Genomic DNA, 25,536 nt, shown 5'->3' with positions numbered 1-25,536 from the left:
CGCCCGGTTACATTCCGAACCCGGAAGCTAAGCCTTACAGCGCCGATGGTACTGCAGGGGGGACCCTGTGGGAGAGTAGGACGCCGCCGAACAATTATTCCGAAAAGACCCCCTCCCTTCTGGGAGGGGGTCTTTTTGCATTTCCCGGAGACAGGGCAGAAGGCTTTCAAGCCGGCCCGGCCGAGGGGGCGGGCGCCGTCAATATGTCGCTAAAACCGCATGATCAGTCCACTGATCAGCGGAAAATCGCCGCTCACGCCGTAGTCTCGAAGGGAAGGGGAACAGGTGTCCGGGGGTGGCCCCGGGGCAGAGCCGGATCAAGAATGGTGCTCATGGGACGAGGCAGGCTGCGCATCTACCTTGGGGCGGCCCCCGGGGTCGGCAAGACGTACGCCATGCTCGCCGAGGCGCACCGGCGACAGCAGCGTGGCACGGACGTCGTGGTGGCGTTCGTGGAGGATCACGGCCGGCGGCTCACCGCGGAGCTCGTCGACGGGCTGGAGGTCGTGCCGCGCCGGCAGCTGGTGCACCGGGAGGCCGCGTTCACCGAGATGGACGTGGACGCCGTCCTCGCCCGCCGCCCGCAGGTGGCGCTGGTGGACGAGCTGCCGCACACCAACATCCCCGGCTGCCGCAACGCCAAGCGCTGGCAGGACGTCGAGGAGCTGCTGGCAGCCGGGATCGACGTGATCTCCACCGTCAACATCCAGCACCTGGAATCGCTCGGCGACGCCGTCGAGGGCATCACGGGGGTGCGCCAGCGCGAGACCGTGCCGGACGCGGTGGTGCGCCGGGCCGACCAGATCGAGCTGGTCGACATGTCGCCGCAGGCGCTGCGGCGGCGGCTGGCGCACGGCAACGTGTACGCGCCGGAGAAGATAGACGCGGCCCTGGCCAACTACTTCCGTCCGGGCAACCTGACCGCGCTGCGCGAGCTGGCGCTGTTGTGGACCGCGGACCGGGTCGACGAGTACCTGCAGAAGTACCGGGCCGAGCAGGGCATCGAGGGCACCTGGCAGGCCCGGGAGCGGATCGTGGTGGGCCTGACCGGCGGCCCCGAGGGGGCGACGCTGATCCGGCGGGCGGCCCGGATCGCGGCCCGCGTCTCCGGCGGTGAACTCCTCGCCGTCCACATCTCCCGCTCGGACGGGCTCTCGGGCACCGGCTCCCCGCAGACGCTGATCGAGCAGCGGGCCCTGGTGGAGAGCCTCGGCGGTTCCTTCCACGCCGTCCTCGGCGACGACCCGGCCGCCGGGCTGCTGGACTTCGCCCGGGGCGTGAACGCGACCCAGATCGTGCTGGGCACCAGCCGCCGGCCGGCCTGGCAGTACCTCTACGGGCCTGGCGTCGGCACCACGGTGACCCGGGAGGCCGGCGACATCGACATCCACATGGTCACCCACGAGCACGCCGGGCACGGACGCGGGCGGGTGCCGGTGCGCCGGATCACCGACCTGGGCCGCTCCCGCACCATCGCGGGCTGGCTGATCGGGCTGGCGGGTCCGCCGGTGCTGGCGCTGGTGCTGACCGCGATCGGCGGGCTGGGCCTGTCCACCGACATGCTGCTGTTCCTGTCGCTGACGGTGTGCGCGGCGCTGGTCGGCGGGCTGCTGCCGGCGATCGGGTCGGCGCTGGTCGCCTCGTCGGTGCTGAACTACTACTTCACGCCGCCGATCCACACCTTCACGATCAACGAGCCGCAGAACATCATGGCGGTGGCGATATTCACCGTGGTCGGCATCTCGGTCGCCTCCGTGGTCGACCTGGCGGCCCGGCGCACCCACCAGGCGGCCCGCAGCCAGACGGAGGCGCAGACGCTCAGCGCGCTGGCCGGTACCGTGCTGCGCGGTGCGCCGAACGGGGACGGGGTGCTGACCGCGCTGATGGAGCAGGTCCGGGAGACCTTCGGGCAGGAGAGCGCCGCGCTGCTGGAGCGTCCGGAGCCGCTCGGCGCCTGGGTGCCGGTCGCCACCGCCGGGCCGCGCCCGCCGGAGCGGCCGGAGGAGGCCGACGTGGACGTGCCGGTCGGCGACAGCCTGGCGCTGGTGCTGCGCGGCCGGGTGCTGCCGGGGGCGGACCGGCGCCTGCTCGGGGCGTTCGCCGCGCAGGCGGCCGTGGTGCTGGAGCGCCGCCGGCTGGCCCGGGAGGCCGCGGCGGCGCGCCGGGAGGCGGAGGGCAACCGGATCCGCACCGCCCTGCTGGCGGCGGTCTCGCACGACCTGCGCACCCCTCTGGCGGGGATCAAGGCGTCCGTCACCTCGTTGCGGGCGGCCGACGTCGAGTGGGCGCCGGAGGACGAGGCGGAGCTGCTGGCCGGCATCGAGGCCGGGGCCGACCGGCTCGACCACCTGATCAACAACCTGCTGGACATGAGCCGGTTGCAGACCGGCACCGTCACCCCGCTGATCCAGGAGACCGACCTGGACGAGGTGGTGCCGTTCGCCCTCGGCGGGGTGCCGCCCGAGTCGGTGCGCCTCGACGTCCCGGAGACGCTGCCGATGATCCGGGCCGACGGCGGCCTGCTGGAGCGTTCGCTGGCCAACCTGGTCGAGAACGCCGTCAAGTACAGCCCGGACGGCGTCAAGGTGCTGGTCAAGGCCGACGCGCTGCGTCAGCCGGGCGGTTCCGCGCGGGTCGAGCTGCGGATCGTGGACCGCGGCCCGGGTGTGCCCGAGGACGCCAAGGAACGGATCTTCGCGCCGTTCCAGCGCTACGGGGACGCGCCGCGCGGCGCCGGGGTGGGGCTCGGGCTCGCGGTGGCGCGCGGCTTCGTCGAGGCGATGGACGGTACCGTCACCGCCGAGGACACCCCTGGTGGCGGCCTCACCATGGTCGTCAGCCTGCCCGCGGCCGAGCGGCCGCCGGAACCGGGGGAGGCGGCCGGTGACGGGCACGATCCGCTGTCGCGGCTGATCACGTGACAGCCGGTGGCCTGCCGCTCCGGCCTGTCGTTCCTCGCTTCCGCAATCCGTATGTTCAGCAAGTCCCACAGTCCGTAAGTCCGACAGCCCTGAAAGGCGGAGCCCGTAAATGACCCGGGTCCTCGTCGTGGACGACGAACCGCAGATCGTCCGCGCGCTGGTGATCAACCTCAAGGCCCGCAAGTACGAGGTCGACGCGGCCCATGACGGCGCGAGCGCCCTGGAACTGGCCGCCGCCCGCCATCCCGACGTCGTCGTCCTCGACCTGGGCCTGCCCGACATGGACGGCGTCGAGGTGATCCGCGGCCTGCGCGGCTGGACCCGGGTGCCGATCATCGTGCTGTCGGCCCGGCACGCCTCCGACGAGAAGGTCGAGGCCCTGGACGCCGGCGCCGACGACTACGTCACCAAGCCGTTCGGCATGGACGAGCTGCTCGCCCGGATGCGCGCCGCCGTGCGCCGCGCCGAGCCGGTCGCGGGCGAGGACGACTCGCTGGTCGTCACCGAGAGCTTCACCGTCGACCTCGCCGCCAAGAAGGTCAACCGGGACGGCACCGACGTCCGCCTCACCCCGACCGAGTGGCACCTGCTGGAGGTGCTGGTCCGCAACGCCGGCCGGCTGGTCAGCCAGACCCAGCTGCTCCAGGAGGTGTGGGGCCCCGCCTACCGCACCGAGACCAACTACCTGCGGGTCTACCTCGCCCAACTGCGCCGCAAGCTGGAGCGCGACCCCTCGCACCCGCGCCACTTCATCACCGAACCGGGCATGGGCTACCGCTTCGAGAGCTGACCCCGGGGCGCCCCCGGTGGCCGTACGGCCTGCCGCCGGGGGCGCGGAAACCGGTACCCTTCCGACATGAGTGGTGACAACAGCAGCGACCAGCCGCAGGGGCGCTTCCGCCGCATGCTCAGCCGGCTGACCTCCTCGGCCGAGGAGCTGCAGGCCGAGGAGCTGCGCCAGGAGAGCGCGGCGGAGTCGGGCTGCACGCCGATCGCCGGCTGCGCGGACCGCGAGCTGGTCACCGTGGCGGGCACGCTGCGCACGGTGACGCTCCGCCCGCGGGCCGGGGTGCCGGCCCTGGAGGCCGAACTCTTCGACGGCACCGAGGCGCTGGACGTGGTCTGGCTCGGCCGCCGCTCGATCGCGGGCATAGAGCCGGGCCGCCGGCTCGTCGCCAGCGGCCGGATCAGCCACGCACGCGGGCGCCGCGTGCTGTTCAACCCCCGCTATGAGCTGCGTCCGGTCGGACACGGGAGCGAATGAGCGTGAGCAACCAGCCCGGCGGCGAGTCCGCCGCCCAGCTTGACCTGGCCGCGAACCACCACGCGCCGCCCGGCCCGCACGGACCCGGGGCCGCGGCCGACGCGGCCGTCCGCGAGGCCGTCGTCGCCAAGGAGGCCGCCGACAGCGCGGCCGAGGAGGCCGCCCGCAAGGCCGCCGCCTCCAAGGAAGCGGCCGACACCATCCTGCAGGCCTTCGGCGGCGTGCGCGGCATGATCGACATGACGCTGCCCGGCCTGGTCTTCATCGTCACCTTCAACATCACCCACCAGGTCAGCTCCGCCGCCTGGACCGCGCTGGGCCTGTGCGCGGTGTTCGTGGTGACCAGGCTGGCCCGGCGGGAGACCGTCCAGCACGCCTTCAGCGGGGTGTTCGGCGTCGCCCTCGGCGCCTGGATCTCGATGAAGAGCGGCCGCGCCGAGGACTTCTACCTGCCCGGCCTGCTGTGGAACGTCGGCTACAGCATCGCCCTGGCGGTCTCCGCCCTGGTGCGCTGGCCGATGATCGGCGTGATGCTCGGCCCGGTCACCGGCGAGATGTTCACCTGGCGCAAGGAGAACCCGGGCCGGTTCGCCGCCTACACCAAGGCGACCTGGGCCTGGGTGGTGATCATGGGCCTCAAGCCGGTGATCCTCTTCCCGCTGTACTTCACCCACAACGTCAACCTGCTCGGCTGGCTCAAGGTCGCCCTCGGCATCCCGCCGATGCTGCTGGCGATGTACGTCACCTGGCAGATCCTGCTCAAGGCGCCGCCGCCGATCAAGGCGCAGTTCGACGACGACGAGGAGCCGGCCCGCTAGGCCCTGTCCGGCCGGAGCCCCGGCTCGCCGGCCCGCACGCGACGGGCGAGGGCCCGCACCCCTGGTGGGTGCGGGCCCTCGCCCGTGTCCGGTCCGCGCCTTCGGCCCTACTGGGCGCCGGAGGACGCCGACAGCAGGTCCTCCAGCTCCTCCTCGCGCTCCTGCGCGGCCACGAAGAGCAGCTCGTCGCCGCCCTCCAGGGTGTCGTCCTTGCCCGGCACCAGCACCCGGCCCTCGCGGATGATCGTCACCAGCGCGGTGTCCTGCGGCCAGGCCACGTCGCCCACCCGGGTGCCGACCAGCTCGGTGTCGGCGGCCAGGGTCAGCTCGACCAGGTTGGCGTTGCCCTGGCTGAAGCGCATCAGCCGGACCAGGTCGCCGACGCTGACCGCCTCCTCGACCAGGGCGGACATCAGACGCGGGGTGGACACGGCCACGTCCACGCCCCAGGACTCGTTGAAGAGCCACTCGTTCTTCGGGTTGTTCACCCGGGCGACCACCCGCGGCACCGCGTACTCGGTCTTGGCGAGCAGCGAGACGACCAGGTTCACCTTGTCGTCGCCGGTCGCGGCGATCACCACGTGGCAGCGCTGCAGCGCCGCCTCGTCCAGCGAGGTGATCTCGCAGGCGTCGGCCAGCAGCCACTCCGCCATGGGCACCCGCTCCACCGAGATGGAGTTGGGGTTCTTGTCTATCAGCAGGACCTCGTGCCCGTTCTCCAGCAGCTCGCCCGCGATCGAGCGACCCACGGCACCGGCCCCGGCAATGGCGACCCGCATCAGTGACCCTCCTCCTTCGGCCCCTGCGCGAACGCGGCCTCGACCGCCGTCAGGTCGCCCCGGCGCAGCATCACGTGCACCAGGTCGCCTTCCTGCACCACCATCTGGGGCGAGGGCAGCACGCCCTCGCCGAGCCGGGTGACGAACGCCACCCGGGCGCCGGAGGACTCCTCCAGCACGCCGATGCGGTGGCCGACCCAGCCCGGGGCGTAGGCGACCTCGGCCAGCTGGACGCCGCCGCTCGGGTCCTGCCACAGCGGCTCGGCGCCGCTCGGCAGCAGCCGGCGCAGCATCTGGTCGGCGGTCCACCGGACCGTCGCCACGGTCGGGATGCCCAGGCGCTGGTAGACCTCGGCGCGGCGGGGGTCGTAGATCCGGGCCGCGACGTTCTCCACGCCGAAGTTCTCCCGGGCCACCCGCGCGGCGATGATGTTGGAGTTGTCGCCGCTGGAGACCGCGGCGAACGCGCCGGCCTCCTCGATGCCCGCCTCGCGCAGGGTGTCCTGGTCGAAGCCGACGCCGGTCACCCGGCGCCCGTTGAACCCGGCGCCCAGCCGACGGAACGCGGTCGGGTCCTGGTCGACCACGGCCACCGAGTGGCCCTGTTTCTCCAGGGCTCTGGCGAGGGCCGAGCCCACGCGGCCGCAGCCCATGATGACGATGTGCACCGGCGCTACCTCACCCGTCCCGTAGGGTTCTTGACCTGCGCAAACACCGTTCATCTCCCTTTCCCGCCCGGCTTCCCTGGGCGAGCGTTCTCGTGGGGCGCCGACTCACAACCTGAGTGTTGCCCGCCGACTCGTATCCGACACGCTAGCCGGTCCATAGAACGCAGTCGCGACGAAGGGGGGGACAAACGGCGGAGCCCGGCCCGGGAAGCCCCTACGATTCCTTAACGTGCCTATGCCGACTGACCTACCGAAACGCATCCTGATCGGGCGCGCCCTGCGCAGCGACAAATTGGGCGAAACACTTCTGCCCAAGCGGATCGCGCTGCCCGTCTTCGCCTCGGACGCGCTCTCCTCGGTCGCGTACGCCCCCGAGGAAATCCTGCTGACGCTCTCCGTGGCGGGTGCCTCGGCGATCCACTTCTCCTGGCAGATCGGCGTCGTCGTCGCGATCGTGATGCTCGCGGTGGTCGCCTCCTACCGGCAGAACGTGCACGCCTACCCGAGCGGCGGCGGCGACTACGAGGTCGCGACCGTCAACCACGGGCCCAAGTCGGGACTCGTCGTCGCCAGCGCCCTGATGGTCGACTACGTGCTCACGGTGGCCGTCTCGACGACCTCGGGCGTCGCCAACGTCGTCTCCGCCGTCCCCGCGCTGCGCGGCCACGAACTGACCCTGTCGGTCATCGTCGTGGTGGTGCTGATGGGCATGAACCTGCGCGGCGTCCGCGAATCCGGCACCGCCTTCGCCGTCCCGACGTACGCGTTCATGATCGGCGTCATCGGCATGGTCGGCTACGGCTTCGTCCGGCACTTCCTGCTCGGCCAGGACATGCCCGCCGAGAGCTCCGGATTCCACCTCGCCGCCATCCCCGGCAACGAATCGCTGGCCGGGTTCGCCATGGTGTTCCTGCTGCTCAAGTCGTTCTCCTCCGGCTGTGCCGCGCTCACCGGCGTGGAGGCCATCTCCAACGGCGTGCCGGCCTTCCGCAAGCCCAAGAGCAAGAACGCCGCCACCACCCTGCTGATGATGGCCAGCATCGCCGTGGTGATGTTCATGGGCATCATCTGGCTGGCCCGCCTCACCGGCGTGCAGATGGCCGAGAACCCGGCCGAGCAGCTCGTCGGCTCCTCGCCCGGCTACCACCAGAAGACCGCGCTCGCCCAGATCAGCGAAGCCGTCTTCAACAACTTCACACCCGGCTTCTACTTCGTCGCCGCCGTCACCGGCCTGATCCTGGTGCTCGCCGCGAACACCGCATTCAACGGCTTCCCGGTGCTCGGCTCGATCCTCGCCCAGGACCGCTACCTGCCGCGCCAGCTGCACACCCGCGGCGACCGGCTGGCCTTCTCCAACGGCATCATCCTGCTGGCGATCGCCGCGATCCTGTTCGTCATCGCCTTCGACGCGGACCCCAACCGGCTGATCCAGCTCTACATCGTCGGCGTCTTCGTCTCCTTCAACATGAGCCAGTCCGGCATGATCCGGCACTGGACCCGGCTGCTGCGCACCGAGACCGACCCGGCCAAGCGCCGCCACATGCAGCGCAGCCGGGCGATCAACACCTTCGGCCTGGTGATGACCATGGCCGTGCTGATCGTCGTCCTGGTCACCAAGATCAGCCACGCCTGGATCGCGATCGCCGCGATGGTCGTGCTCTTCGTGATGATGAAGGGCATCCGCCGCCACTACGACCGGGTCTCCGAGGAGCTCACCGCCGCCGAGGAGCCGGACGACGTGGTGCTGCCCACCCGGGTGCACGCCATCGTGCTGGTCTCCAAGCTGCACAAGCCCGCGCTGCGCGCCCTCGCCTACGCCAGGCTCGCCCGCGCCCACACCCTGGAGGCCGTCACCGTCAACGTCGACCCGGCCGACACGGCGGCGCTGCGCCGGGAATGGGACGAGCGCGGCATCGAGGTGCCGCTCAAGGTGCTGGACTCGCCGTTCCGCGAGATCACCGGGCCCGTCCTCGACTACGTGAAGAACCTGCGCCGCAGCAGCCCGCGCGAGGTGGTGTCGGTCTACATCCCCGAGTACGTGGTCGGCCACTGGTACGAGCACCTGCTGCACAACCAGAGCGCGCTGCGGCTCAAGGGACGGCTGCTGTTCAAGCCCGGGGTGATGGTCACCTCGGTGCCGTGGCAGCTGGAGTCCTCCGAGCGGCGCAAGCCGCAGAAGGCCTGGTCGGCGCCGGGTGCCGTCCGGCGTGGCGAGCCTCGGGCGCCGAAGGCCGTAAAGTCGAAGGTCCCCGTTATGCCAGACGCCACCGCTGACAGCAGCAAGGACTCCGCCCAGTGACCCGCAACACCCCGTCCCGCTCCTCCGGATCCTCGGGCAAGGGCGCCCGCAAGGGCGCCGCCACCCCCGGCAAGGTCGCCCGGCCGCGCTGGGGCAAGCCCGTGCGCCCGGCCGCCACCGACCGCGACGGCTTCACCGCGCAGACCGCGCCGCTCGCGCCGGGCGAGCCTGCTCCCGCGCGTCCGGCGGAAGCCGACACGGGGAAGCCGAAGGCCGACCGTACGCAGAAGACCGACCGTGCGCCGAAGACCGAGCGCACGCAGAAGGGCGAGCGCTCCAAGGACGGCGCGCCGAAGGGCGACCGCGCGCAGGGATCCCGCGCGCAGGCGTCCCGCACGCCGGGGGAGCGGCCGCGCAAGCAGGCGGTGCGGCCGCCGAAGGCGCTGCGTACCGCGCCGCGGGCCGCGCGGCCCGAGACGCCGACCGGCGATCCGCTGGCCGGCCAGCGCTACGAGGTCGAGGTCGGCCCGGTCGCGCACGGCGGCGGGCACTGCGTGGCCCGGCACGAGGGCCGGGTGCTGTTCGTCCGGCACGCGCTGCCCGGCGAGAAGGTGGTCGCACTGGTCACCGAGGGCACCTCCACCTCCCGGTTCCTGCGGGCCGACGCGGTCGAGATCCTGGAGCCCGCCAAGGAGCGGATCGCGCCGCCGTGCCCGTTCTCCGGGCCCGGCAAGTGCGGCGGCTGCGACTGGCAGCACGTCACCCCGGGCGGGCAGCGCAAGCTCAAGGGGCAGGTGCTGACCGAGCAGCTGGCCAAGCTGGCCGGGCTCACCCCGGCCGAGGCGGGCTGGGACGGCAGCGTCGAGCCGGTCGGCGGCAAGCTGCCGGCCGGGCAGGTGCCGACCTGGCGCACCCGCGTGCAGTACGCCGTGGACCAGGAGACCGGGAAGGTCGGCCTGCGCAAGCACCGCTCGCACGACGTGCAGCCGGTGGACCGCTGCCTGATCGCCGCCGAAGGCGTCACCGAACTCGGCATCGAGGCCCGCGACTGGCCGGGCATCGCCTCGGTCGAGGTGATCGCCGCGAGCGGCTCCTCGGACCGCCAGGTGGTGCTCACCCCGCGTCCCGGCGCCCAGCTGCCGCTGGTCGAGCTGGACAAGCCGGTGTCGATCGCGCGGGTGGACGACCAGGGCGACATCCACCGCGTGCACGGCCGCAGCTTCGTGCGCGAGCGGGCGACCGGGCGGACCTGGCGGGTCAGCAACGGCGGCTTCTGGCAGATCCACCCCGAGGCGCCGGACACCCTGGTCGGCGCCGTCCTGGACGGCCTGGACCCGCAGTGGGGCGAGAACGCGCTCGACCTGTACTGCGGCGTCGGCCTGTTCGCGGGCGCGCTGGCCGACCGGGTCGGCGAGGAGGGCGCGGTGCTCGGCATCGAGTCCTCCAAGCAGGCCGTGGCCGACGCCCGGCACAACCTGGCCGCGCTGGACAACGTGCGGATCGAGTGCGACCGCGTCGAGACGCTGCTGCCGCGCACCGGCATCACCGCCACCGACCTGATCGTCCTGGACCCGCCGCGCTCGGGCGCCGGGCGCGAGACCGTCGCGCACCTGGTTGGCCTGGAGGCGCGCCGGATCGCGTACGTCGCCTGCGACCCGGCGGCGCTCGCCCGGGACCTGGCGTTCTTCCGCGAGGGCGGCTACCGGCCGGTCTCGCTGCGGGCCTTCGACCTGTTCCCGATGACGCACCACTTCGAGTGCGTGACGATCCTGGAGCCGATCGGGAAGTGACCCGGCGGCCCTCCGGGGTGCCGGCCGGCTTCGACGGGCGCTGAGCGCGTTCGAGGCGGTCCGGGGCGGTTCGGGGGAGTCCGACGGAGGAGTTCGTCGGAGGAGACGGCAGAGGAGGGGGCCCCCCGTCACCCCCGGGGCGCCCCCCCCCCCGAGGGGGGGGGGGCGCCGCCACGGGGTTTTCGGGGCGGGCGGGCGTTCGCGGGGCAGGTGGGGGTGTGCCGTAGGCTCACCTGAAATCGCTGCGCCGTAGCCGCGCGGACCACCAGCGTGGCGGGGAGTACCCAGAGCAGATGAGCACGGCATCGAGCACCGAGTCGTCCAGCACCGAGCCCGGCGCGCCCGCGGCGCCGGAGACGGAGCGGCCCGCGGAGCGCTCCGAGGAGCGGGCGGCCCGGCGGCCCGGGCGGTTCGGCGCCCTGGTGGACCGCTTCGCGCCCGCGCTCGGGGCGTACGCGGTGGTCAAGGCCATCGGCCTCACGGTCTTCATGCTGCTGCTGTCGCACACCGGGGACTACCTCAAGAAGAACCCGGGCCGCGGCGGCGGCGCCCAGCCGTGGGACGTGCTGGGCACCTGGGACGGCGTCTGGTACCAGCGGATCGCCGAGAACGGCTACGACCCGCAGCTGCTCCCGATGCACGGCTGGCCGCTGGCCTCCTACTACGAGAACTCGGCCGCCTTCTTCCCGCTCTACCCGTGGCTGATGCGGCTGGTCGGCGCGGTCACCGGGCTCGGCCCGTACGGCTCCGGGATCGCCGTCTCGGTGATCGCCTCGCTCGTCGCGGCGGCGGGGATCTTCGCGATCGCGGAGCGGCTCGGCGGCTTCCGGGCGGGCGTGATCGCCGCGGTGATCTGGGGCCTGTTCCCGGGTTCGGGGGTGGAGTGGGCGGTCTACTCGGACTCGCTGTTCGTCGCGCTGTCCGCCTGGGCCTGCTACTGCGTGATGACCCGCCACTGGCTGACGGCCGGTGTGCTGGCGTTGGTGGCGGGCCTCAACCGGCCGACCGCCGCCGCGCTGATCGCCGCGGTGTCGATCGCCGCGCTGGTGGCGCTGATCCGGCGCACCGACGGGGTGGCCCGGCCGCTGACCGCGATGCTGATCACCCCGTGGGGCCTGATCGGGTACGTCGTCTGGGTCGGCTACCGGATGGGCGACTGGGGCGGCTACTTCAAGCTCCAGCGGGGCGCCTGGAACCGCTACTTCGACGGCGGCGCCTCCACGGTCCGCACGATCATGGACGTGATCACCGGGCACTGGAACTTCTGGCAGTCCAACCCCGTCCCGGACCTGATCGCGATCGCCCTGCTGATGGCCCTGCCCGGACTACTGGTGCTGCTGTGGCGCACCCGGCCGCCGCTGGTGCTGGTGGTCTACACGGTGCTCACCATCGCCACCGCGCTGAGCAGCAACCAGATCTTCGGCAACATCTCGCGCTACCTGCTGCCGGCCTTCCCGCTGTTCATCGGTCTGGCGGTGGCGCTGCGCCGGGTGCGGACGTCCTCGCTGGTCGGCCTGCTCGCGATGCCCGTGGTGGCGGCGGGCTGGTACGCGGGGTATGCGCTGTTCGAGTTGGGCATCCCGTAGACCCGGGGTTGGTTGCCAACGGGATCATCCGGCAGCGGACGGGCCGTTGCTAATCTCGGACGTATGACGACGACCCCGCCCGTGCGCCAGATCCGTGACATCTCCGGCCTGCTGGACCACGCGAGCCACGTGCTGGCGACCCGGATGGCGGCCGCCTTCACCGAGCTCGGGATCACCCCCCGCGCGTACTCCGTGCTGTTCCACGCGCAGGAGACCGAGCGCACCCAGATCCAGCTGGCCGAGCTGTCGGACCTGGACAAGACCACCATGGTGGTCACCGTGGACGAGCTGGAGAAGGCGGGCCTGGCCGAGCGCCGCCCGTCCGCGACCGACCGCCGGGCCAGGATCATCTCCGTCACCGAGGCGGGCGAGCGCGCCGTCGAGCGGGGCACCGCGATCGCCGACCGGGTGCACCGGGAGGTGCTGGAGTCACTGCCCGGCCCGGAGCGGGACGTGTTCGTGTCGGCGTTGACGCGCCTGGTGGACGGGCCGCTGGCGGAGCCGGTGGAGAGCGAACGGGCGGTACGGCGGGCGCGCCGCGCCCGGACGAACTGAGGCGGAGTCACATCCCTTCGCCCCGGCCGCCGTTCGACGGGCGGAGTGAAGGGCCCCGGGAAGTCCTACGGCCAGACCAGGCAGTACAGCTGGTGCCCGGCCTCGTGCAGCCGGTTGGCGAAGTCCTGCCACTCGTGCAGCATGCTGTAGATCACGAAGGCGTCGCGCGGTCCGCGCCGGTCGGGGACGGTGGACCAGATGAAGGCGGCGGCGCCGAGTTCGGTCTCGTCGGCCTTGCGGAGCGGTTCGACGACGTTCTGCGGGAGTTGGACGACGGCGTAGTCGGGGTGCAGCACGACGAGTTCCAGCGGCGGGACCTGGTGCAGCGGGACGCCCTGGATGCCGGTGAGGACCATGGCGCTCATGGTCTCCGGCTTGATCTTGGTGGAGAGGTGGCCGTTGGGGGAGCCGCTGGTCTCCATCAGGTCGCCGAGCCGCCCGAGCGAACCGAGTTCGCCGGCGTCCAGGCCGAGCCCGCCGGGTCCGAGGGCGGTGGGGACTCTGGCGGCGGTGGCGCGATCCGGTGCGCCGAAGTACTTGTACGTCACCCCCACGCGTCCCTCACCCCGCCTCTCGCCGCCGCGGCGGCCACGACCCGTGCCCGCTCCCTTACCCCCGCGTGCGGTTTCGGCGGGCCTGCGGGAGCCCCCCGCAGCCTCGTCGTAGCCGTCCTGCGCCTCGGACACTCGGACCATCCTCACCGGAATTCGCCGGAATCGACAGACCCCCGCACGTCCGGCGTCCCTCCGGACGTGCTCCTTACCCGTCATGCGCCGCCGTACCCACTCGCGGTACGCGGCAGTCCTCTCCACACCCCTGCACACAACCGGAACACTTGCGCACTCTGAGTGCACAGTCTGACTGGTCCGTGCTCCGGAGCAGTCAGCGGCCCCGTCTGTACGGACAACCGTACAGACAACGGTGCCCGGATCATCGTTCCAGATGATCGGGTCCGACATGCAGAGCTCAAGGACACGATTTGAGACCATGTCTCCCGTGAGCTACCCCTACGAAGCCCCCCAGTCCCAGTCGCTGTTCGACCGCGCCTCCGTCGTGACGCCCGGCGGCGTCAACTCCCCGGTGCGCGCCTTCCGCGCGGTCGGCGGCACGCCGCGCTTCATGGTGTCCGGCACCGGCCCCTACCTCACCGACGCCGACGGCCGCGAGTACGTCGACCTGGTGTGCTCGTGGGGCCCGATGATCCTCGGCCACGCGTACCCCGCGGTGATCGACGCCGTCCAGCAGGCGGTCATCCGCGGCACCTCCTTCGGCACGCCCGGCCAGGGCGAGGTCGAGCTGGCCGAGGAGATCGTCGGCCGGGTCGCCCCGGTCGAGCAGGTCCGTCTGGTCTCCTCCGGCACCGAGGCCACCATGTCCGCGATCCGGCTGGCCCGCGGCTTCACCGGGCGCGCGAAGGTGGTGAAGTTCGCCGGCTGCTACCACGGCCACGTGGACGCCCTGCTGGCCGCCGCCGGTTCGGGCGTGGCCACCTTCGGCCTGCCGGACACCCCGGGCGTCACCGGCGCCCAGGCCGGCGACACCATCGTGCTGCCCTACAACGACCTGGCCGCCGTCGAGCAGGCCTTCGCCGCCCACCCGGGCGAGATCGCCTGCGTGATCACCGAGGCCTCGCCCGGCAACATGGGCGTCGTCCCGCCGCTGCCCGGCTTCAACGCGGGCCTGGCCCGGCTCTGCCGGACGAACGGCGCGCTGTTCGTCTCGGACGAGGTGATGACCGGCTTCCGCGTCTCCAAGGCCGGCTGGTACGGCCTGGAGGCGGCGAACGAGGGCTGGGCGCCGGACCTGCTGACCTTCGGCAAGGTCATGGGCGGCGGCTTCCCGGCCGCGGCCTTCGGCGGGCGCGCCGACGTGATGGCCCACCTGGCCCCGGCCGGCCCGGTCTACCAGGCGGGCACCCTGTCCGGTAACCCGATCGCCACCGCGGCCGGCCTGGCCCAACTGCGCGGCTGCACCGACGAGGTGTACGCGACGGTGGACAAGGTCGCCGCCGAGATCTCCGGCCTGGTGTCGCAGGCGCTCACCAAGGAGGGCGTGACGCACCGGCTGCAGACCGCCGGGAACATGTTCTCGGTGTTCTTCACCGAGGCCGCCGTCACCAACTACGACGAGGCCAAGACCCAGGAGGCGTACCGTTTCACCGCCTTCTTCCACGCGATGCTCGCCGAGGGCGTCTACCTGCCGCCGTCCGCCTTCGAGTCCTGGTTCGTCTCGGCGGCCCACGACGAGCGGGCGATCGAGCGGATCGCCGCCGCCCTTCCGGCCGCCGCCCGCGCTGCCGCCGCGGCCACGGTCTAGGCCCCGATCCATCCCTGCGAGCCCCAGGAGTACTGAGAAGTGAGCGCCAAAGAGATCACCGTCGTCCATCTGATGCGGCACGGTGAGGTGCACAACCCGGAGGGCATCCTGTACGGGCGCCTGCCGGGCTACCGGCTGTCCGAGCTGGGCCGGGAGATGGCCGAGCGGGTCGCCGAGGACCTGGCCGGCCGGGACATCACCCACGTGGTGGCGTCCCCGCTGGAGCGGGCCCAGGAGACCGCCGGGCCGATCGCCAAGGCGCACGGCCTGGACGTCGCGGCGGACGAGCGGCTGATCGAGGCGGACAACATCTTCGAGGGCAAGACCTTCGGCGTCGGCGACGGCTCGCTGCGGAACCCGGGCTACTGGAAGTACCTCACCAACCCGTTCAAGCCCTCCTGGGGCGAGCCCTACCTCGACCAGGTGGTGCGGATGATGGGCGCGCTCGGCGCCGCCCGGGACGCCGCGCGCGGGCACGAGGCGGTCTGCGTCAGCCACCAGCTGCCGATCTGGATCGTCCGCTCCTTCGTCGAGCGCCGCCGGCTCTGGCACGACCCGCGCCGCCGGCAGTGCTCGCTGGCCTCGCTGACCAGCTTCACCTTCGAGGGCGACAAGATCGTCTCGGTCGGCTACCGCGAGCCGGCCCGCGACCTGCTGCCCGCGCACCTGATCGGCAAGGGCGGCAAGGACAAGCCGGTGGGCAAGAGCTTCGGCGCGTGAGCCCGCGGGGCCGTTGGTAAACCCCGCGTAAATATGGGATCGGGCCGCCCGGCGAGAGCCTGGCGGCCCGACTCCGTCACAGGTCAGAGGGGGTGCGACGCGCTAGGGAGGACCCCGGCGAACCTGCCCGGAACTCCATGCGAAACTTTTCACATGTCTGCCATGGCGCGCCCCCGTCCCCGTGTCGCCGCAGCCGCCGCCACTGTCGCCGCCGCTGCGCTCGTCCTCACCGGCTGTTCCTCCTCGGGCTCGTCGGGCAGCGGCGAAGGCCAGGTCGGCTTCGTCACCGTCAAGGGGACCAACCTGTCGAAGGTGGACACCGGCAAGCGCGGGAGCGCCCCCGACATCTCCGGGGAGACCCTGGACGGCAGCCAGACCAAGCTCTCGGACTACCACGGCAAGGTCGTGGTGCTGAACGTCTGGGGCTCCTGGTGCGGGCCGTGCCGGGCCGAGGCGAAGAGCCTCCAGGCCGTCTCGGAGAAGTACAAGGACCAGGGCGTCCAGTTCCTCGGCGTCAACACCCGGGACAGCGACAAGACCAACGCCGTCCGCTTCGAGCAGGAGCAGGGCGTCACCTACCCGAGCATCTTCGACCCGGCCGGCACCCAGCTGCTCAAGTTCCCCAAGGGCAGCCTCAGCCTGCAGTCGCTCCCGACCACCCTGATCGTCGACCGCGACGGCAAGCTGGCCGCCCGCGCCGTCGGCGGCACGACCCAGGACGCGCTGGAGTCGATCCTCCAGCCGGTGGTCGCGGAGCAGAAGCAGTGAGCCTGCCGCTACAACTCGCCGACAACACCGGGACCCTCCAGAGCGGGGCACTGCTGGTGGCCGCGCCGATCGCGCTGGCCGCCGGGCTGGTCTCGTTCTTCTCGCCCTGCGTGCTGCCGCTCGTCCCCGGCTACCTGTCGTACGTGACCGGCTTCTCCGCCGCCGACCTCGCGGACGCCCGCGGTGCCCGGCGCGGCCGGATGCTGCTCGGGGCGACGCTGTTCATCCTCGGCTTCACCGCGGTGTTCGTCTCGGGCGGGGCGCTGTTCGGCCAGTTCGGCGACACCCTCCAGGCGCACAAGCGGGTCATCTCGATCGTGCTCGGCGCGCTGACCATCGTGATGGGCCTCGCCTTCATGGGCCTCGTCCCCGGCCTGAGCATGCGCGAGGTGCGCTCCCACCGCCGCCCGGCGGTCGGCCTGTGGGGCGCCCCGCTGCTCGGCATGGTGTTCGGCGTCGGCTGGACGCCCTGCATCGGCCCGACCCTGGCGACCGTCCAGAACCTGGCCCTGAACCAGGCCGACGCGGAGCGCGGCGCCCTGCTGATGACCTTCTACTGCCTCGGCCTGGGCGTACCGTTCATCGTGGCCGCGCTCGCCTTCCGCCGGGCACTGGGTGCCTTCGGCTGGGTCAAGCGGCACTACCCGCTCGTCATGCGGATCGGCGGCGGCATGCTCGTCGCGGTCGGTCTGCTGCTCGTCACCGGGATCTGGGACTCGACGATGAGTGAACTGCAGTCCTGGACCGCCGACTTCTCGATCGGAATCTGACCGTGAGCAAGACCACGACCGAGGCCGAGCTGCCCCTGGCGCCGGACGACGCGGCCGCCGAGCGGCTCAGCACCGCGCCGGTCGAGTCCGAGGGCCCGACCGGCATAGGGGTCCTGGGCTGGGCGCGCTGGATGTGGCGCCAGCTGACCTCGATGCGGGTCGCGCTGATCCTGCTCTTCCTGCTGTCGCTGGCCGCCATCCCGGGCTCGCTGATCCCGCAGTACCAGAACGGCCAGGGCCTGCTCAAGGTCGAGGCGTGGAAGACGCACCACACCGCGGTCGCGCCGATCTACGAGAAGCTCCAGCTGTTCGACGTCTACAGCTCGGTCTGGTTCTCCGCGATCTACATCCTGCTGTTCGTCTCGCTGGCCGGCTGCATCGTCCCGCGCACCTGGCAGTTCGTCGGCGTGCTGCGGGCCCAGCCGCCGACCGCGCCGCGCAACCTGACCCGGATGCCGGTCTACGCGGCCTGGCGCACCGAGGCGGACGCCGACGCGGTGAACGCCGCCGCCCACCGGCTGCTGCGCAAGCGCCGGTTCCGCGCCAACCTGGCCGGCGGCTCGGTGGCCGCCGAGAAGGGCTACCTGCGCGAGGTCGGCAACCTGCTCTTCCACATGTCGCTGTTCGCGCTGCTCGGCGGCTTCGCCTGGGCCAGCCTGGCGTCCGGCACCGGCGGCAAGCTGATGGTCGAGGGCGAGGGCTACTCCAACACCATCACCCAGCTCGACGACTTCAACGGCACGCGGTTCTACGGCACCGAGGACCTCGACCCCTTCTACCTGAAGCTGAACGGCTTCACCGCCAAGTTCCAGGACAAGGGCGACCAGATCGGCGCCGCCCGGCAGTTCACCGCGAACGTCGAGTACACGGCGGGCGAGGACACCTCGAAGCTCAAGCAGGGCACGATCGAGGTCAACCACCCGCTGGAGATCGGCGGCAGCAAGGTCTTCCTGATCGGCCACGGCTACGCCCCGGTCATCACCGTCAAGAACGGCAAGGGCGACGTCGTCTACCGGGGTGCCGTGCCGTTCCTGCCGCAGGACAGCAACCTGACCTCGACCGGTGTCGTGAAGGTCTCCGACTACGGCGCTGGCCCGGACGGCAACCCGACCCAGATGGGCTTCTCCGGCTTCTTCCTGCCGACCGCGCCGCTGAGCTTCGAGGGCACCGGCCCGGTCTCGCTCTACCCCGGCGACGCCGCCCCCGAGCTGGTGCTGAACGCCTTCGCGGGCGACCTGGGCACCGACTCCGGCCTGCCGCAGAACATCTACCAGCTCAACGACCGGAAGTTGACCCAGCTGACCCAGGACGGCCAGCCCGCCAAGGCCCGGCTCAAGCCCGGCCAGGCCTGGGACCTGCCGGACGGCTACGGCAGCGTCACCTTCGAGGGCTACAAGCAGTGGGCCAGCTTCAACGTCTCGCACCGCCCGGGCAACACGATCGCCCTGACCGGTGCGGTGCTGGCGATCCTCGGCCTGATCGGCTCGCTGTTCGTGCAGCGCCGCCGGATCTGGGTGCGCGCGGTCGCCCTGCCGGGCGGCGGCACCCAGGTGGAGCTGGCCGGCCTGGCCCGCAGTGAGTCGGCGAAGATCGCCGAGGAACTGGCCGAACTCGCGGTGGACCTCCAGGACGACGCCCCGGCGTCGGAGGACGAGGACGACGCCGCACCCGAAGGCCCCACAGCCGAAGGCCCCGCGCCCGAGGACCCCGCAGTCCCTGCCGACCAGAACTCCAAGGAGTAGACGGTGCATCTCGCCTCGGGGGTCGACCCACAGCTGGCCGACCTCTCCAACAAGCTGATCTATTCGGCGATGGTGGTCTACACACTCGCCATGTTCGCCCACATGATCGAGTGGACCTTCGGCAGCAAGGGCGCCGTCGCCGTCCGCTCGACGGAGCAGTCGGGCAGTCTGTCCGAGACCGTCGCCGGGACCAAGGGCGCGAAGAAGGTCACCGTCACCGTGGCGGGGGCCGGCGGCGGCACCACCACGCTCACCCGCACCGCCCTGGCGGGCGAGGGCGCGACGGTGGTCACCAGCGGGCGCGGCGCGGACGAGGAGGACGGCCCGGGCGCGGCCGGCAACAGCACCCGGGCCGACCTGGCCGGCCGGATCGCGGTCTCGCTCACCGTGCTGGGTGCCCTGCTGCACGCCGGCGGCATCGTCACCCGCGGCCTCTCGGTCTCCCGCTGGCCGTGGGGCAACATGTACGAGTTCTCCTGCGCCTTCGCCTTCGCCATGACTGCGGCGTACCTGGTGCTGCTGGCCTCGAAGAAGAACGTCCGCTGGCTCGGCCTGCCGGTCGTGCTCGCGGGGCTGCTGACCCTCGGCATCGCCACCACGGTGCTCTACACCGACTCCGAGCAGCTCGTCCCGGCGCTGCACTCGCCGTGGCTGGCGATCCACGTCTCGACCGCGATCTTCTGCGGCGGCGCCTTCTACGCGGCGTTCATCGCCACGCTGCTGTACCTCGGCAAGGACTCCTTCGACAAGCGGATCGCGGCCGGCCTGACCACCGGCCCGCTGGGCACCCCGGCGTCGGTCTGGCGCCGGCTGCCCGCCGCGTCCACCTTCGACAAGCTGTCCTACCGGATCAACGCCCTGGTCTTCCCGCTCTGGACCTTCACCATCATCGCGGGCGCGATCTGGGCCGAGGCGGCCTGGGGCAAGTACTGGGAGTGGGACCCGAAGGAGACCTGGTCGTTCATCACCTGGGTCGCCTACGCCTGCTACCTGCACGCCCGCGCGACGGCCGGCTGGAAGGGCCGCAAGGCGGCCTACCTGGCGCTGGCGGCCTTCGCCTGCTGGCTCTTCAACTACTACGGCGTGAACATCTTCGTCACCGGCAAGCACTCCTACGCGGGGATCTGACCGGGGCACACAGTCACCCACCGGCCCGGCTCTCCGCAGAAGGTAGCCGGGCCGAGGTGCGACAGGGGTAGTTCGTGCCGGCCGCCGGCCGGCACGGGGAGGAACGAGGAGGAAATCGCGCAATGGAGTGCGACGAGGTCATGCTGACCGTCCGAATCACCGCCGCCGAGCGCACGTTGCTCCGCCGGCTCGCCCAGGGACACCGCAGCGACGTGTCCGAGGTGGTGGCCGACGGCCTGCTGGACATCATCCCCACGCTCAGCTCGCCGGGGGACGCCTACCGCCTGCTGGGCGCTCTGACGGCGCCGGCGCCGTGCGCGCTGACGGTCTGGCTGCCGACCCCGCTGGCCGACCTGCTGGTGCCCGGCGCGGCGCGGATCGCGCAGGTCACCGAGGTCCGGATCGAGTCGGCCAGCGCGATGCTGGGCGCGGCGCTGCGGCTCTGGCTGGCCCAGGACCCGGTCCGGCTGGCCACCAACCTCAGCGTGATGCACGCGGGTCGGCCGTCGGCACTGGTCGCCGCCTAGCGGGCGGCCAAGGGGGTACTCAGGGGGTGTTCAAGGGGCGCTCAAGGGGTGCTCAGGGGAGGCCGTTCAACTGGCCAGCGGCAGCCGGGGGCTGCCGATGCCCTGGCCGGCGGGGCGGTCGTCGAAGGCCTCCCGCCGGGCGGGCACCGTCGGCGGCTCGGCCGGTCTGTCACCTGGTCTGTCACCCCGTCTGTCCGCCGGCCTGTCCGCCGATCCGTCGGCGGGTCCGTCGATCGGTTCGGTGAGCAGCCGGCAGTCGGCCGCCGTCCGCCCGTCCTGGACCAGCAGCACCCGGACGGGCAGCCGGCGGCCGTCCGGCGCCTGCTCGTGGACCGCCTGGACGAGGCAGGGCCGGTCCAGCTCGATGTAGCGGTCGAAGGACGTCACCAGCTCGACCGGTACCACCGGTTCGGGGTGGCGCAGCCGCTGGGCGGCCTGCCGGGCGGCCTCCAGCACCAGCATCCCGGGCACGTGGTCCAGCTCGTGGTCGAACAGCACCGGGTGCCCGGCGTCGGTGCGCAGCAGCCAGGTGTCGGGCCGCAGGGTGGGGCTGAGCACGACGTCCGTGGGCTGTGCGCGGCCGACCAGCTCGGGCGCGGTGGGCGCGGGCGGCCGGGGCAGGGCGGCGGCCCGCCGCTCGGGGCCGCGCAGCCGGGCGTAGGAGGCGGGGGAGACGACCCGCAACTGGCCGGAGCCGTGGCCGATCGGGTGGCCGTCCCGGGATATGTCGATGTGCACCCGCAGCGAGACCAGCCGGCCGTGCCGCATCCGGACGTCCTCGCAGCCGACCGCGAGCATCAGCGAGGCCGGCCCGGTGGTGACGGCCAGGCCGCGCAGCCCGTCCGGGCCGAGCGCGTAGGAGAGGTCCTCCATGACGAAGTGGTGGCCGCGCGGCACCCCGAAGCCGGCGTGGCCGACCAGCAGCCCGGCCTGCCGGATGGTCTCGGCCATCAGCACCGGGTCGTGGAAGCGGTCCCCGGGCAGGCGGTAGAAGGCGTGCAGCCGGGGCCACTGGGCGCCGAGCAGGAAGTCGTACGGACCGGTGGCCTGCCAGCCGGTGAGGAACACCTCGGACACCGAGGTGCGGTGCACCAGGTGGCGGGAGACGGTCCGCTCGTGGAAGTCGTAGCCGGGACCGGGGTGGGCGTACGGACCGTGGGCGTCCGGCTCTACGATCAATGGCATGACGGGCCCTACTCCAGGGTGACGGTCGAGCGGCCGGTACGGTCGCCTGAGATAAAACATACAGACCACCCGGTTTCTCTTCTGCGTCTGGGGTGGCCCCTGCCGCGCAGCCCGACGCGACCACGCTACCCCTACCCTGGACTGGGGTAATGGCCGCCCGGGGGGCGGCAGGCCCGGGGCGGGGGTGCTCCCCACTGGACGGCGGGGTCCGCGAAGGAGCTAGATTAGATACCAACCATGCGGTTTCGGTCGGCGCCGTCCGCATGCGAGGCGTCGCCCCCAACGGCGGCGCGCTGACAGCAGCGGGGCGGGCGGGGGGAAACGCGTCCGGCCGAGTCCGGAGGGGCCCAGTGGTCAAGCAGGAACGCGCGGGGCGGACCAGGCGTGCCGTGCTGCTCGCCGCGGCGGACACGTTCGCCGGCGTGGGCTTCGAAGCCGCCAGCCTGGTCGACATCAGCCGCCGGGCCGGGGTGAGCAAGGGCGCCCTCTACTTCCACTTCGTCTCCAAGCAGGCCCTCGCCGACGGCGTGCGCGCCGCCGCCGGGCGCGAGATCGGCTCGGCCGCGCTGCGCGCCCTGCGCTCCGGCGGACCGGCCCTCCAGGGCCTGATCGACTTCTCGCACGAACTCGCCCGGCTGCTGCGCGAGGACGTGATGGTCCGGGCCGGTGTCCGGCTCGGCCGCCAGGGCCCGCCCCGGGCCGACACCCCGGACGGCCCGCCCGGCACGGACGCCGCCTGGCGCAGCCTCACCGCCGTCGTCCACCGGCTGCTGGACCGCGCCGCCGAGGCCGGCGAGCTGCGCCCCGGGCTGGACCGCCGCGCCGCCGCCGAACTGCTGACGACGATGGCGGCCGGCCAGGTGCTGCTCGCCGCCGAGGAGGCCGACCGGCCCGGTCCGGAGGCCGTCGGCCGGCTCTGGGCGGCCGCGCTGCCGGCCCTGGTGGCGGTGGAGCACTGCGCCGGCTACCGGCTCTGAGCGGCCCTGGGCGGGGAGCCCCTAGCTAGGAGGGCACGCGCTCGGCGACGCTCAGCCGGGCGAGCGCGTGCGGCTGGACCAGGCCGGGCAGCACCAGCGTCCACAGGTCGGACATCCGCTGGATCAGGTCCCGCCGGTCGGTCAGCACCTGGGAGCTCAGCTGGATCCCGGTGACGGCCCCGGTGATCACCCCGGCGGCGGCCGCCAGGTCGATCCCCGGGTGGAGGTCCCCGGCGTCCCTGGCGCGTTCCAGCAGCCCGCGGGCCACGTCGGACCAGCCCTGGTAGGCGGCGATCTGCGGCTGGGTGAAGCTGCCGTGCTCGATCGTCAGCCGGATGCTGCCGCGCACCAGCGGGTCGTCCTGGAGGGCGTGGGCGAAGGCGTACCCGAGGTCGATCAGGGTCTGCACCGGGCTGTCCGAGGACGGCTGCCAGGTGCCCAGCCAGGCGCCCTGCCCCTCGATGACGGCGAGCGCCAGCTCTTCCTTCGAGTGGAAGTGGAAGTACAGCGCGCCCTTGGTGACACCGGCCCGGTCCAGGATCTCGGACATCGTGGCGGCGGCGTAGCCCCGCTCGTCGAACACCTCGGCCGCCGCGAGGAGTACCGTCTGGCGGGTCGCCAGCGCGCGGGCCTGCCTGGCCATCGCAGCCTCCCTGGATAGTTCTGGTCCATCGGCAGCGGCCGATCCTATGGGGGCCGACGGGGCGGCGGGCCGCATACCGTCCAGTAGGTATTCTACCGAGCCGCGCCGGGGCGGAACGGACACCCGGTGGTCGGGGCGGCCGGGCCCGGTGGCCCCGGTCGCCGGGAAGGCCGGAAGGCCGGCCACCCGGGTGGGGTGACCGGCCGTCGCGGGAGGTTCGGGGCCGTCAGGCGGCCTGCTGCCAGCTGACCGGCGAGTAGTAGGCCGGGCGGCGCTCCAGGCGCTGCCAGTTGGCGATCGGCTCGACCTGCGCGGTCGCGGCGGCCTGCTGCGCGACGGCCGCCCGGGCCATCAGCACGGCGGTGAGGGCGGCCAGCTCCTCGTCGGAGAGCGAGCCGCGGACGATACGGACGAGGGGTTCGGCGGAAGCAGTCATGGTCTGGTTTTCTCCCCCGGTGGCTTGTGGTGTGTGGTGGTCGCTCGGAACTGCGTGCTGCGGGCCGCGCGTGGGCGCGGGCGTTACATCGGCGGGTTGCCGTGCTTGCGGCTGGGCAGGTCGGCGTGCTTGGTGCGGAGCATGGCCAGGGCGGAGGCGATCACCTGGCGGGTCTCGGCGGGGTCGATGACGTCGTCGACGAGGCCGCGTTCGGCCGCGTAGTACGGGTGCATCAGTTCGTTCTTGTATTCCTTGATCTTCTGGGCGCGCATGGCGTCGGGGTCTTCGGCGGCGTTGATGTCGCGGCGGAAGATGACGTTGGCGGCGCCTTCGGCGCCCATGACGGCGATCTCGTTGGTGGGCCAGGCGTAGGAGAGGTCGGCGCCGATGGAGCGGGAGTCCATGACGATGTAGGCGCCGCCGTAGGCCTTGCGCAGGATGAGCTGGATGCGGGGCACGGTGGCGTTGCAGTAGGCGTAGAGGAGCTTGGCGCCGTGGCGGATGATGCCGTCGTGCTCCTGGTCGACGCCGGGCAGGAAGCCGGGGACGTCGAGCATGGTGACGAGGGGGATGTTGAAGGCGTCGCACATCTGGACGAAGCGGGCGGCCTTCTCGCTGGCGTTGATGTCGAGGACGCCGGCGAGGGACTGGGGCTGGTTGGCGATGATGCCGGTGACGTGGCCGTCGATGCGGGCCAGGACGCACAGGACGTTGGTGGCCCAGCGTTCGTGGACTTCGAGGTATTCGCCGTGGTCGACGATCTCCTCGATGACCTTGCGCATGTCGTAGGGGCGGTTGCCGTCGGCGGGGACGAGGTCGAGGAGGGTGTCGTTGCGGCGCTCGACGGGGTCGTCGTTGACGGCGGGGGGCGGCATCTCGCGGTTGTTCTGGGGGAGCAGGGAGAGGAGGTAGCGGACTTCCTCGATGCAGGACTGCTCGTCGTCGTAGACGAAGTGGGAGACGCCGGAGACGCCGGCGTGGACGTCGGCGCCGCCGAGGCCGTTCTGGCTGATCTTCTCGCCGGTGACGGCCTGGACGACGTCGGGTCCGGTGATGAACATCTGGGAGGTCTCGCGGACCATGAAGACGAAGTCGGTCAGCGCGGGGGAGTAGGCGGCGCCGCCGGCGCAGGGGCCGAGCATGACGGAGATCTGCGGGATGACGCCGGAGGCCTTGGTGTTGCGTTGGAAGATGCCGCCGTAGCCGGCGAGGGCGGTGACGCCCTCCTGGATGCGGGCGCCGGCGCCGTCGTTGAGCGAGACCAGCGGGGCGCCGGCCGCGATGGCCATGTCCATGATCTTGTGGATCTTCTGCGCGTGGGCCTCGCCCAGCGCGCCGCCGAAGATCCGGAAGTCGTGCGCGTAGGTGAAGACGGTCCGCCCGTGCACGGTGCCCCAGCCGACGATCACGCCGTCGGTGTGCGGCTTCTTCGCCTCCAGGCCGAAGCCCTGGGCGCGGTGCCGGCGCAGCGGCTCGACCTCGCGGAAGGAGCCCTCGTCCAGCAGCAGGTCGATGCGCTCGCGGGCGGTCAGCTTGCCCTTCGCGTGCTGGGCCTCGGTGGCCTTCTCGCTGGGGCCGCGCCGCACCTTCTCGCGCAGTTCGTGCAGCTCGGCGACCCGCCCGCGGGCGTCGGCCGCGACCTCGGGGACCTCGCCGTCGACTGGCGCCTCATGCACAACCGTCATCTCGAACCACTCCAAGGGT

Annotated in this window: 23 protein-coding genes and 1 rRNA gene; 17 read left to right on the top strand and 7 right to left on the bottom strand. The window is 72.2% G+C overall.

The window, feature by feature from the left end:
- The 5 genes from rrf to ACFWPT_RS29950 all read left to right on the top strand — a co-directional run.
- Positions 1 to 92, top strand: a 5S ribosomal RNA gene (rrf, locus tag ACFWPT_RS29970); the annotation flags it as partial.
- 240 nt (positions 93 to 332) lie between these two features.
- On the top strand, positions 333 to 2,921 hold the full coding sequence (locus ACFWPT_RS29965; RefSeq protein ID WP_380371189.1) for an ATP-binding protein: 2,589 nt from the start codon (positions 333 to 335) through the stop codon (positions 2,919 to 2,921).
- 109 nt (positions 2,922 to 3,030) lie between these two features.
- The gene (locus tag ACFWPT_RS29960; RefSeq protein WP_033351413.1) at positions 3,031 to 3,711 is read left to right on the top strand and encodes a response regulator; all 681 of its coding nucleotides are present in this window, start codon (positions 3,031 to 3,033) and stop codon (positions 3,709 to 3,711) included.
- Between the two features lie 66 nt (positions 3,712 to 3,777).
- Positions 3,778 to 4,185 carry an OB-fold nucleic acid binding domain-containing protein gene (locus ACFWPT_RS29955; protein ID WP_063347599.1) on the top strand — a complete coding sequence of 136 codons (408 nt, stop codon included), beginning with the start codon at positions 3,778 to 3,780 and terminating at the stop codon, positions 4,183 to 4,185.
- A gap of 2 nt (positions 4,186 to 4,187) precedes the next feature.
- Positions 4,188 to 5,003: a DUF3159 domain-containing protein gene (locus ACFWPT_RS29950; protein ID WP_380485540.1), complete on the top strand. Its 816-nt coding sequence runs from the start codon at positions 4,188 to 4,190 to the stop codon at positions 5,001 to 5,003.
- 107 nt (positions 5,004 to 5,110) lie between these two features.
- Here ACFWPT_RS29950 and ACFWPT_RS29945 read toward each other — a convergent pair whose 3' ends face one another.
- Both ACFWPT_RS29945 and ACFWPT_RS29940 read right to left on the bottom strand, forming a co-directional pair.
- A complete protein-coding gene (locus ACFWPT_RS29945; RefSeq protein ID WP_063347598.1) occupies positions 5,111 to 5,782 on the bottom strand; it encodes a TrkA family potassium uptake protein in 672 nt (223 codons plus the stop codon).
- Positions 5,782 to 6,450, bottom strand: coding sequence for a TrkA family potassium uptake protein (locus ACFWPT_RS29940; RefSeq protein ID WP_063347597.1), 669 nt, complete (start codon positions 6,448 to 6,450; stop codon positions 5,782 to 5,784). The genes ACFWPT_RS29945 and ACFWPT_RS29940 overlap by 1 nt, the downstream gene beginning before the upstream one ends.
- Before the next feature lie 229 nt (positions 6,451 to 6,679).
- Here ACFWPT_RS29940 and ACFWPT_RS29935 point away from each other — a divergent pair, with 229 nt between their 5' ends.
- The 4 genes from ACFWPT_RS29935 (at position 6,680) to ACFWPT_RS29920 (ending at position 12,620) form a co-directional block, all read left to right on the top strand.
- On the top strand, positions 6,680 to 8,749 hold the full coding sequence (locus ACFWPT_RS29935) for an APC family permease (RefSeq protein ID WP_107452862.1): 2,070 nt from the start codon (positions 6,680 to 6,682) through the stop codon (positions 8,747 to 8,749).
- 383 nt (positions 8,750 to 9,132) lie between these two features.
- Positions 9,133 to 10,479 carry a class I SAM-dependent RNA methyltransferase gene (locus ACFWPT_RS29930; protein WP_380485543.1) on the top strand — a complete coding sequence of 449 codons (1,347 nt, stop codon included), beginning with the start codon at positions 9,133 to 9,135 and terminating at the stop codon, positions 10,477 to 10,479.
- A gap of 293 nt (positions 10,480 to 10,772) precedes the next feature.
- The gene (locus tag ACFWPT_RS29925; protein WP_380428453.1) at positions 10,773 to 12,065 is read left to right on the top strand and encodes a glycosyltransferase family 39 protein; all 1,293 of its coding nucleotides are present in this window, start codon (positions 10,773 to 10,775) and stop codon (positions 12,063 to 12,065) included.
- Between the two features lie 63 nt (positions 12,066 to 12,128).
- The gene (locus ACFWPT_RS29920; protein ID WP_063348868.1) at positions 12,129 to 12,620 is read left to right on the top strand and encodes a MarR family winged helix-turn-helix transcriptional regulator; all 492 of its coding nucleotides are present in this window, start codon (positions 12,129 to 12,131) and stop codon (positions 12,618 to 12,620) included.
- A gap of 65 nt (positions 12,621 to 12,685) precedes the next feature.
- Here ACFWPT_RS29920 and ACFWPT_RS29915 read toward each other — a convergent pair whose 3' ends face one another.
- Positions 12,686 to 13,315 carry a hypothetical protein gene (locus ACFWPT_RS29915; RefSeq protein ID WP_371518320.1) on the bottom strand — a complete coding sequence of 210 codons (630 nt, stop codon included), beginning with the start codon at positions 13,313 to 13,315 and terminating at the stop codon, positions 12,686 to 12,688.
- A gap of 292 nt (positions 13,316 to 13,607) precedes the next feature.
- Here ACFWPT_RS29915 and hemL point away from each other — a divergent pair, with 292 nt between their 5' ends.
- From hemL to ACFWPT_RS29880, 7 genes are all read left to right on the top strand, one after another.
- Positions 13,608 to 14,936: a glutamate-1-semialdehyde 2,1-aminomutase gene (hemL, locus tag ACFWPT_RS29910; RefSeq protein ID WP_380375476.1), complete on the top strand. Its 1,329-nt coding sequence runs from the start codon at positions 13,608 to 13,610 to the stop codon at positions 14,934 to 14,936.
- A gap of 72 nt (positions 14,937 to 15,008) precedes the next feature.
- The gene (locus ACFWPT_RS29905; RefSeq protein ID WP_079136296.1) at positions 15,009 to 15,656 is read left to right on the top strand and encodes a histidine phosphatase family protein; all 648 of its coding nucleotides are present in this window, start codon (positions 15,009 to 15,011) and stop codon (positions 15,654 to 15,656) included.
- Between the two features lie 162 nt (positions 15,657 to 15,818).
- On the top strand, positions 15,819 to 16,424 hold the full coding sequence (locus ACFWPT_RS29900; protein ID WP_244293435.1) for a TlpA disulfide reductase family protein: 606 nt from the start codon (positions 15,819 to 15,821) through the stop codon (positions 16,422 to 16,424).
- Positions 16,421 to 17,194 carry a cytochrome c biogenesis CcdA family protein gene (locus tag ACFWPT_RS29895; protein ID WP_063348873.1) on the top strand — a complete coding sequence of 258 codons (774 nt, stop codon included), beginning with the start codon at positions 16,421 to 16,423 and terminating at the stop codon, positions 17,192 to 17,194. Before ACFWPT_RS29900 ends, ACFWPT_RS29895 begins: the two co-directional genes overlap by 4 nt.
- 2 nt (positions 17,195 to 17,196) lie before the next feature.
- Positions 17,197 to 18,936, top strand: a complete 1,740-nt coding sequence (locus ACFWPT_RS29890; RefSeq protein WP_380485538.1) for a cytochrome c biogenesis protein ResB — start codon at positions 17,197 to 17,199, stop codon at positions 18,934 to 18,936.
- A gap of 3 nt (positions 18,937 to 18,939) precedes the next feature.
- Positions 18,940 to 20,064 carry a c-type cytochrome biogenesis protein CcsB gene (gene ccsB / locus ACFWPT_RS29885; protein WP_063348874.1) on the top strand — a complete coding sequence of 375 codons (1,125 nt, stop codon included), beginning with the start codon at positions 18,940 to 18,942 and terminating at the stop codon, positions 20,062 to 20,064.
- Positions 20,065 to 20,204: 140 nt separating this feature from the next.
- On the top strand, positions 20,205 to 20,591 hold the full coding sequence (locus tag ACFWPT_RS29880) for a hypothetical protein (RefSeq protein WP_380338130.1): 387 nt from the start codon (positions 20,205 to 20,207) through the stop codon (positions 20,589 to 20,591).
- Between the two features lie 66 nt (positions 20,592 to 20,657).
- On the opposite strand, the gene ACFWPT_RS29875 is transcribed toward ACFWPT_RS29880, so the two are convergent.
- Positions 20,658 to 21,776 carry a ScbA/BarX family gamma-butyrolactone biosynthesis protein gene (locus tag ACFWPT_RS29875; RefSeq protein WP_380375471.1) on the bottom strand — a complete coding sequence of 373 codons (1,119 nt, stop codon included), beginning with the start codon at positions 21,774 to 21,776 and terminating at the stop codon, positions 20,658 to 20,660.
- A 350-nt stretch (positions 21,777 to 22,126) separates the two neighbouring features.
- Here ACFWPT_RS29875 and ACFWPT_RS29870 point away from each other — a divergent pair, with 350 nt between their 5' ends.
- Positions 22,127 to 22,753: a ScbR family autoregulator-binding transcription factor gene (locus ACFWPT_RS29870; RefSeq protein ID WP_363374920.1), complete on the top strand. Its 627-nt coding sequence runs from the start codon at positions 22,127 to 22,129 to the stop codon at positions 22,751 to 22,753.
- A 25-nt stretch (positions 22,754 to 22,778) separates the two neighbouring features.
- Here the strand turns inward: ACFWPT_RS29870 and ACFWPT_RS29865 are convergent, their stop codons facing one another.
- The 3 genes from ACFWPT_RS29865 to ACFWPT_RS29855 form a co-directional block, all read right to left on the bottom strand.
- On the bottom strand, positions 22,779 to 23,396 hold the full coding sequence (locus ACFWPT_RS29865; RefSeq protein ID WP_063348878.1) for a ScbR family autoregulator-binding transcription factor: 618 nt from the start codon (positions 23,394 to 23,396) through the stop codon (positions 22,779 to 22,781).
- Between the two features lie 226 nt (positions 23,397 to 23,622).
- Entirely contained in the window at positions 23,623 to 23,832 is a 210-nt protein-coding gene (locus ACFWPT_RS29860; RefSeq protein ID WP_063348879.1) for an acyl-CoA carboxylase subunit epsilon, read from the bottom strand.
- A gap of 83 nt (positions 23,833 to 23,915) precedes the next feature.
- Positions 23,916 to 25,517 carry an acyl-CoA carboxylase subunit beta gene (locus ACFWPT_RS29855; RefSeq protein WP_380375468.1) on the bottom strand — a complete coding sequence of 534 codons (1,602 nt, stop codon included), beginning with the start codon at positions 25,515 to 25,517 and terminating at the stop codon, positions 23,916 to 23,918.
- Positions 25,518 to 25,536: the final 19 nt, after the last annotated feature.

Source organism: Kitasatospora sp. NPDC058478, from assembly GCF_042720345.1.
GTDB lineage: Bacteria > Actinomycetota > Actinomycetes > Streptomycetales > Streptomycetaceae > Kitasatospora.
This window is presented reverse-complemented; position numbering and strand designations above follow the sequence as displayed.

Coding starts and splice junctions, on each gene's coding strand:
- ACFWPT_RS29965 (WP_380371189.1), top strand. CDS start 333: ATGGGACGAGGCAGGCTGCGCATCTACCTTGGGGCGGCCCCCGGGGTC.
- ACFWPT_RS29960 (WP_033351413.1), top strand. CDS start 3,031: ATGACCCGGGTCCTCGTCGTGGACGACGAACCGCAGATCGTCCGCGCG.
- ACFWPT_RS29955 (WP_063347599.1), top strand. CDS start 3,778: ATGAGTGGTGACAACAGCAGCGACCAGCCGCAGGGGCGCTTCCGCCGC.
- ACFWPT_RS29945 (WP_063347598.1), bottom strand. CDS start 5,782: ATGCGGGTCGCCATTGCCGGGGCCGGTGCCGTGGGTCGCTCGATCGCG.
- ACFWPT_RS29925 (WP_380428453.1), top strand. CDS start 10,773: ATGAGCACGGCATCGAGCACCGAGTCGTCCAGCACCGAGCCCGGCGCG.
- ACFWPT_RS29920 (WP_063348868.1), top strand. CDS start 12,129: ATGACGACGACCCCGCCCGTGCGCCAGATCCGTGACATCTCCGGCCTG.
- ACFWPT_RS29915 (WP_371518320.1), bottom strand. CDS start 13,315: ATGGTCCGAGTGTCCGAGGCGCAGGACGGCTACGACGAGGCTGCGGGG.
- hemL (WP_380375476.1), top strand. CDS start 13,608: ATGTCTCCCGTGAGCTACCCCTACGAAGCCCCCCAGTCCCAGTCGCTG.
- ACFWPT_RS29905 (WP_079136296.1), top strand. CDS start 15,009: ATGCGGCACGGTGAGGTGCACAACCCGGAGGGCATCCTGTACGGGCGC.
- ACFWPT_RS29900 (WP_244293435.1), top strand. CDS start 15,819: ATGGCGCGCCCCCGTCCCCGTGTCGCCGCAGCCGCCGCCACTGTCGCC.
- ACFWPT_RS29880 (WP_380338130.1), top strand. CDS start 20,205: ATGCTGACCGTCCGAATCACCGCCGCCGAGCGCACGTTGCTCCGCCGG.
- ACFWPT_RS29875 (WP_380375471.1), bottom strand. CDS start 21,776: ATGCCATTGATCGTAGAGCCGGACGCCCACGGTCCGTACGCCCACCCC.
- ACFWPT_RS29865 (WP_063348878.1), bottom strand. CDS start 23,396: ATGGCCAGGCAGGCCCGCGCGCTGGCGACCCGCCAGACGGTACTCCTC.
- ACFWPT_RS29860 (WP_063348879.1), bottom strand. CDS start 23,832: ATGACTGCTTCCGCCGAACCCCTCGTCCGTATCGTCCGCGGCTCGCTC.
- ACFWPT_RS29855 (WP_380375468.1), bottom strand. CDS start 25,517: ATGACGGTTGTGCATGAGGCGCCAGTCGACGGCGAGGTCCCCGAGGTC.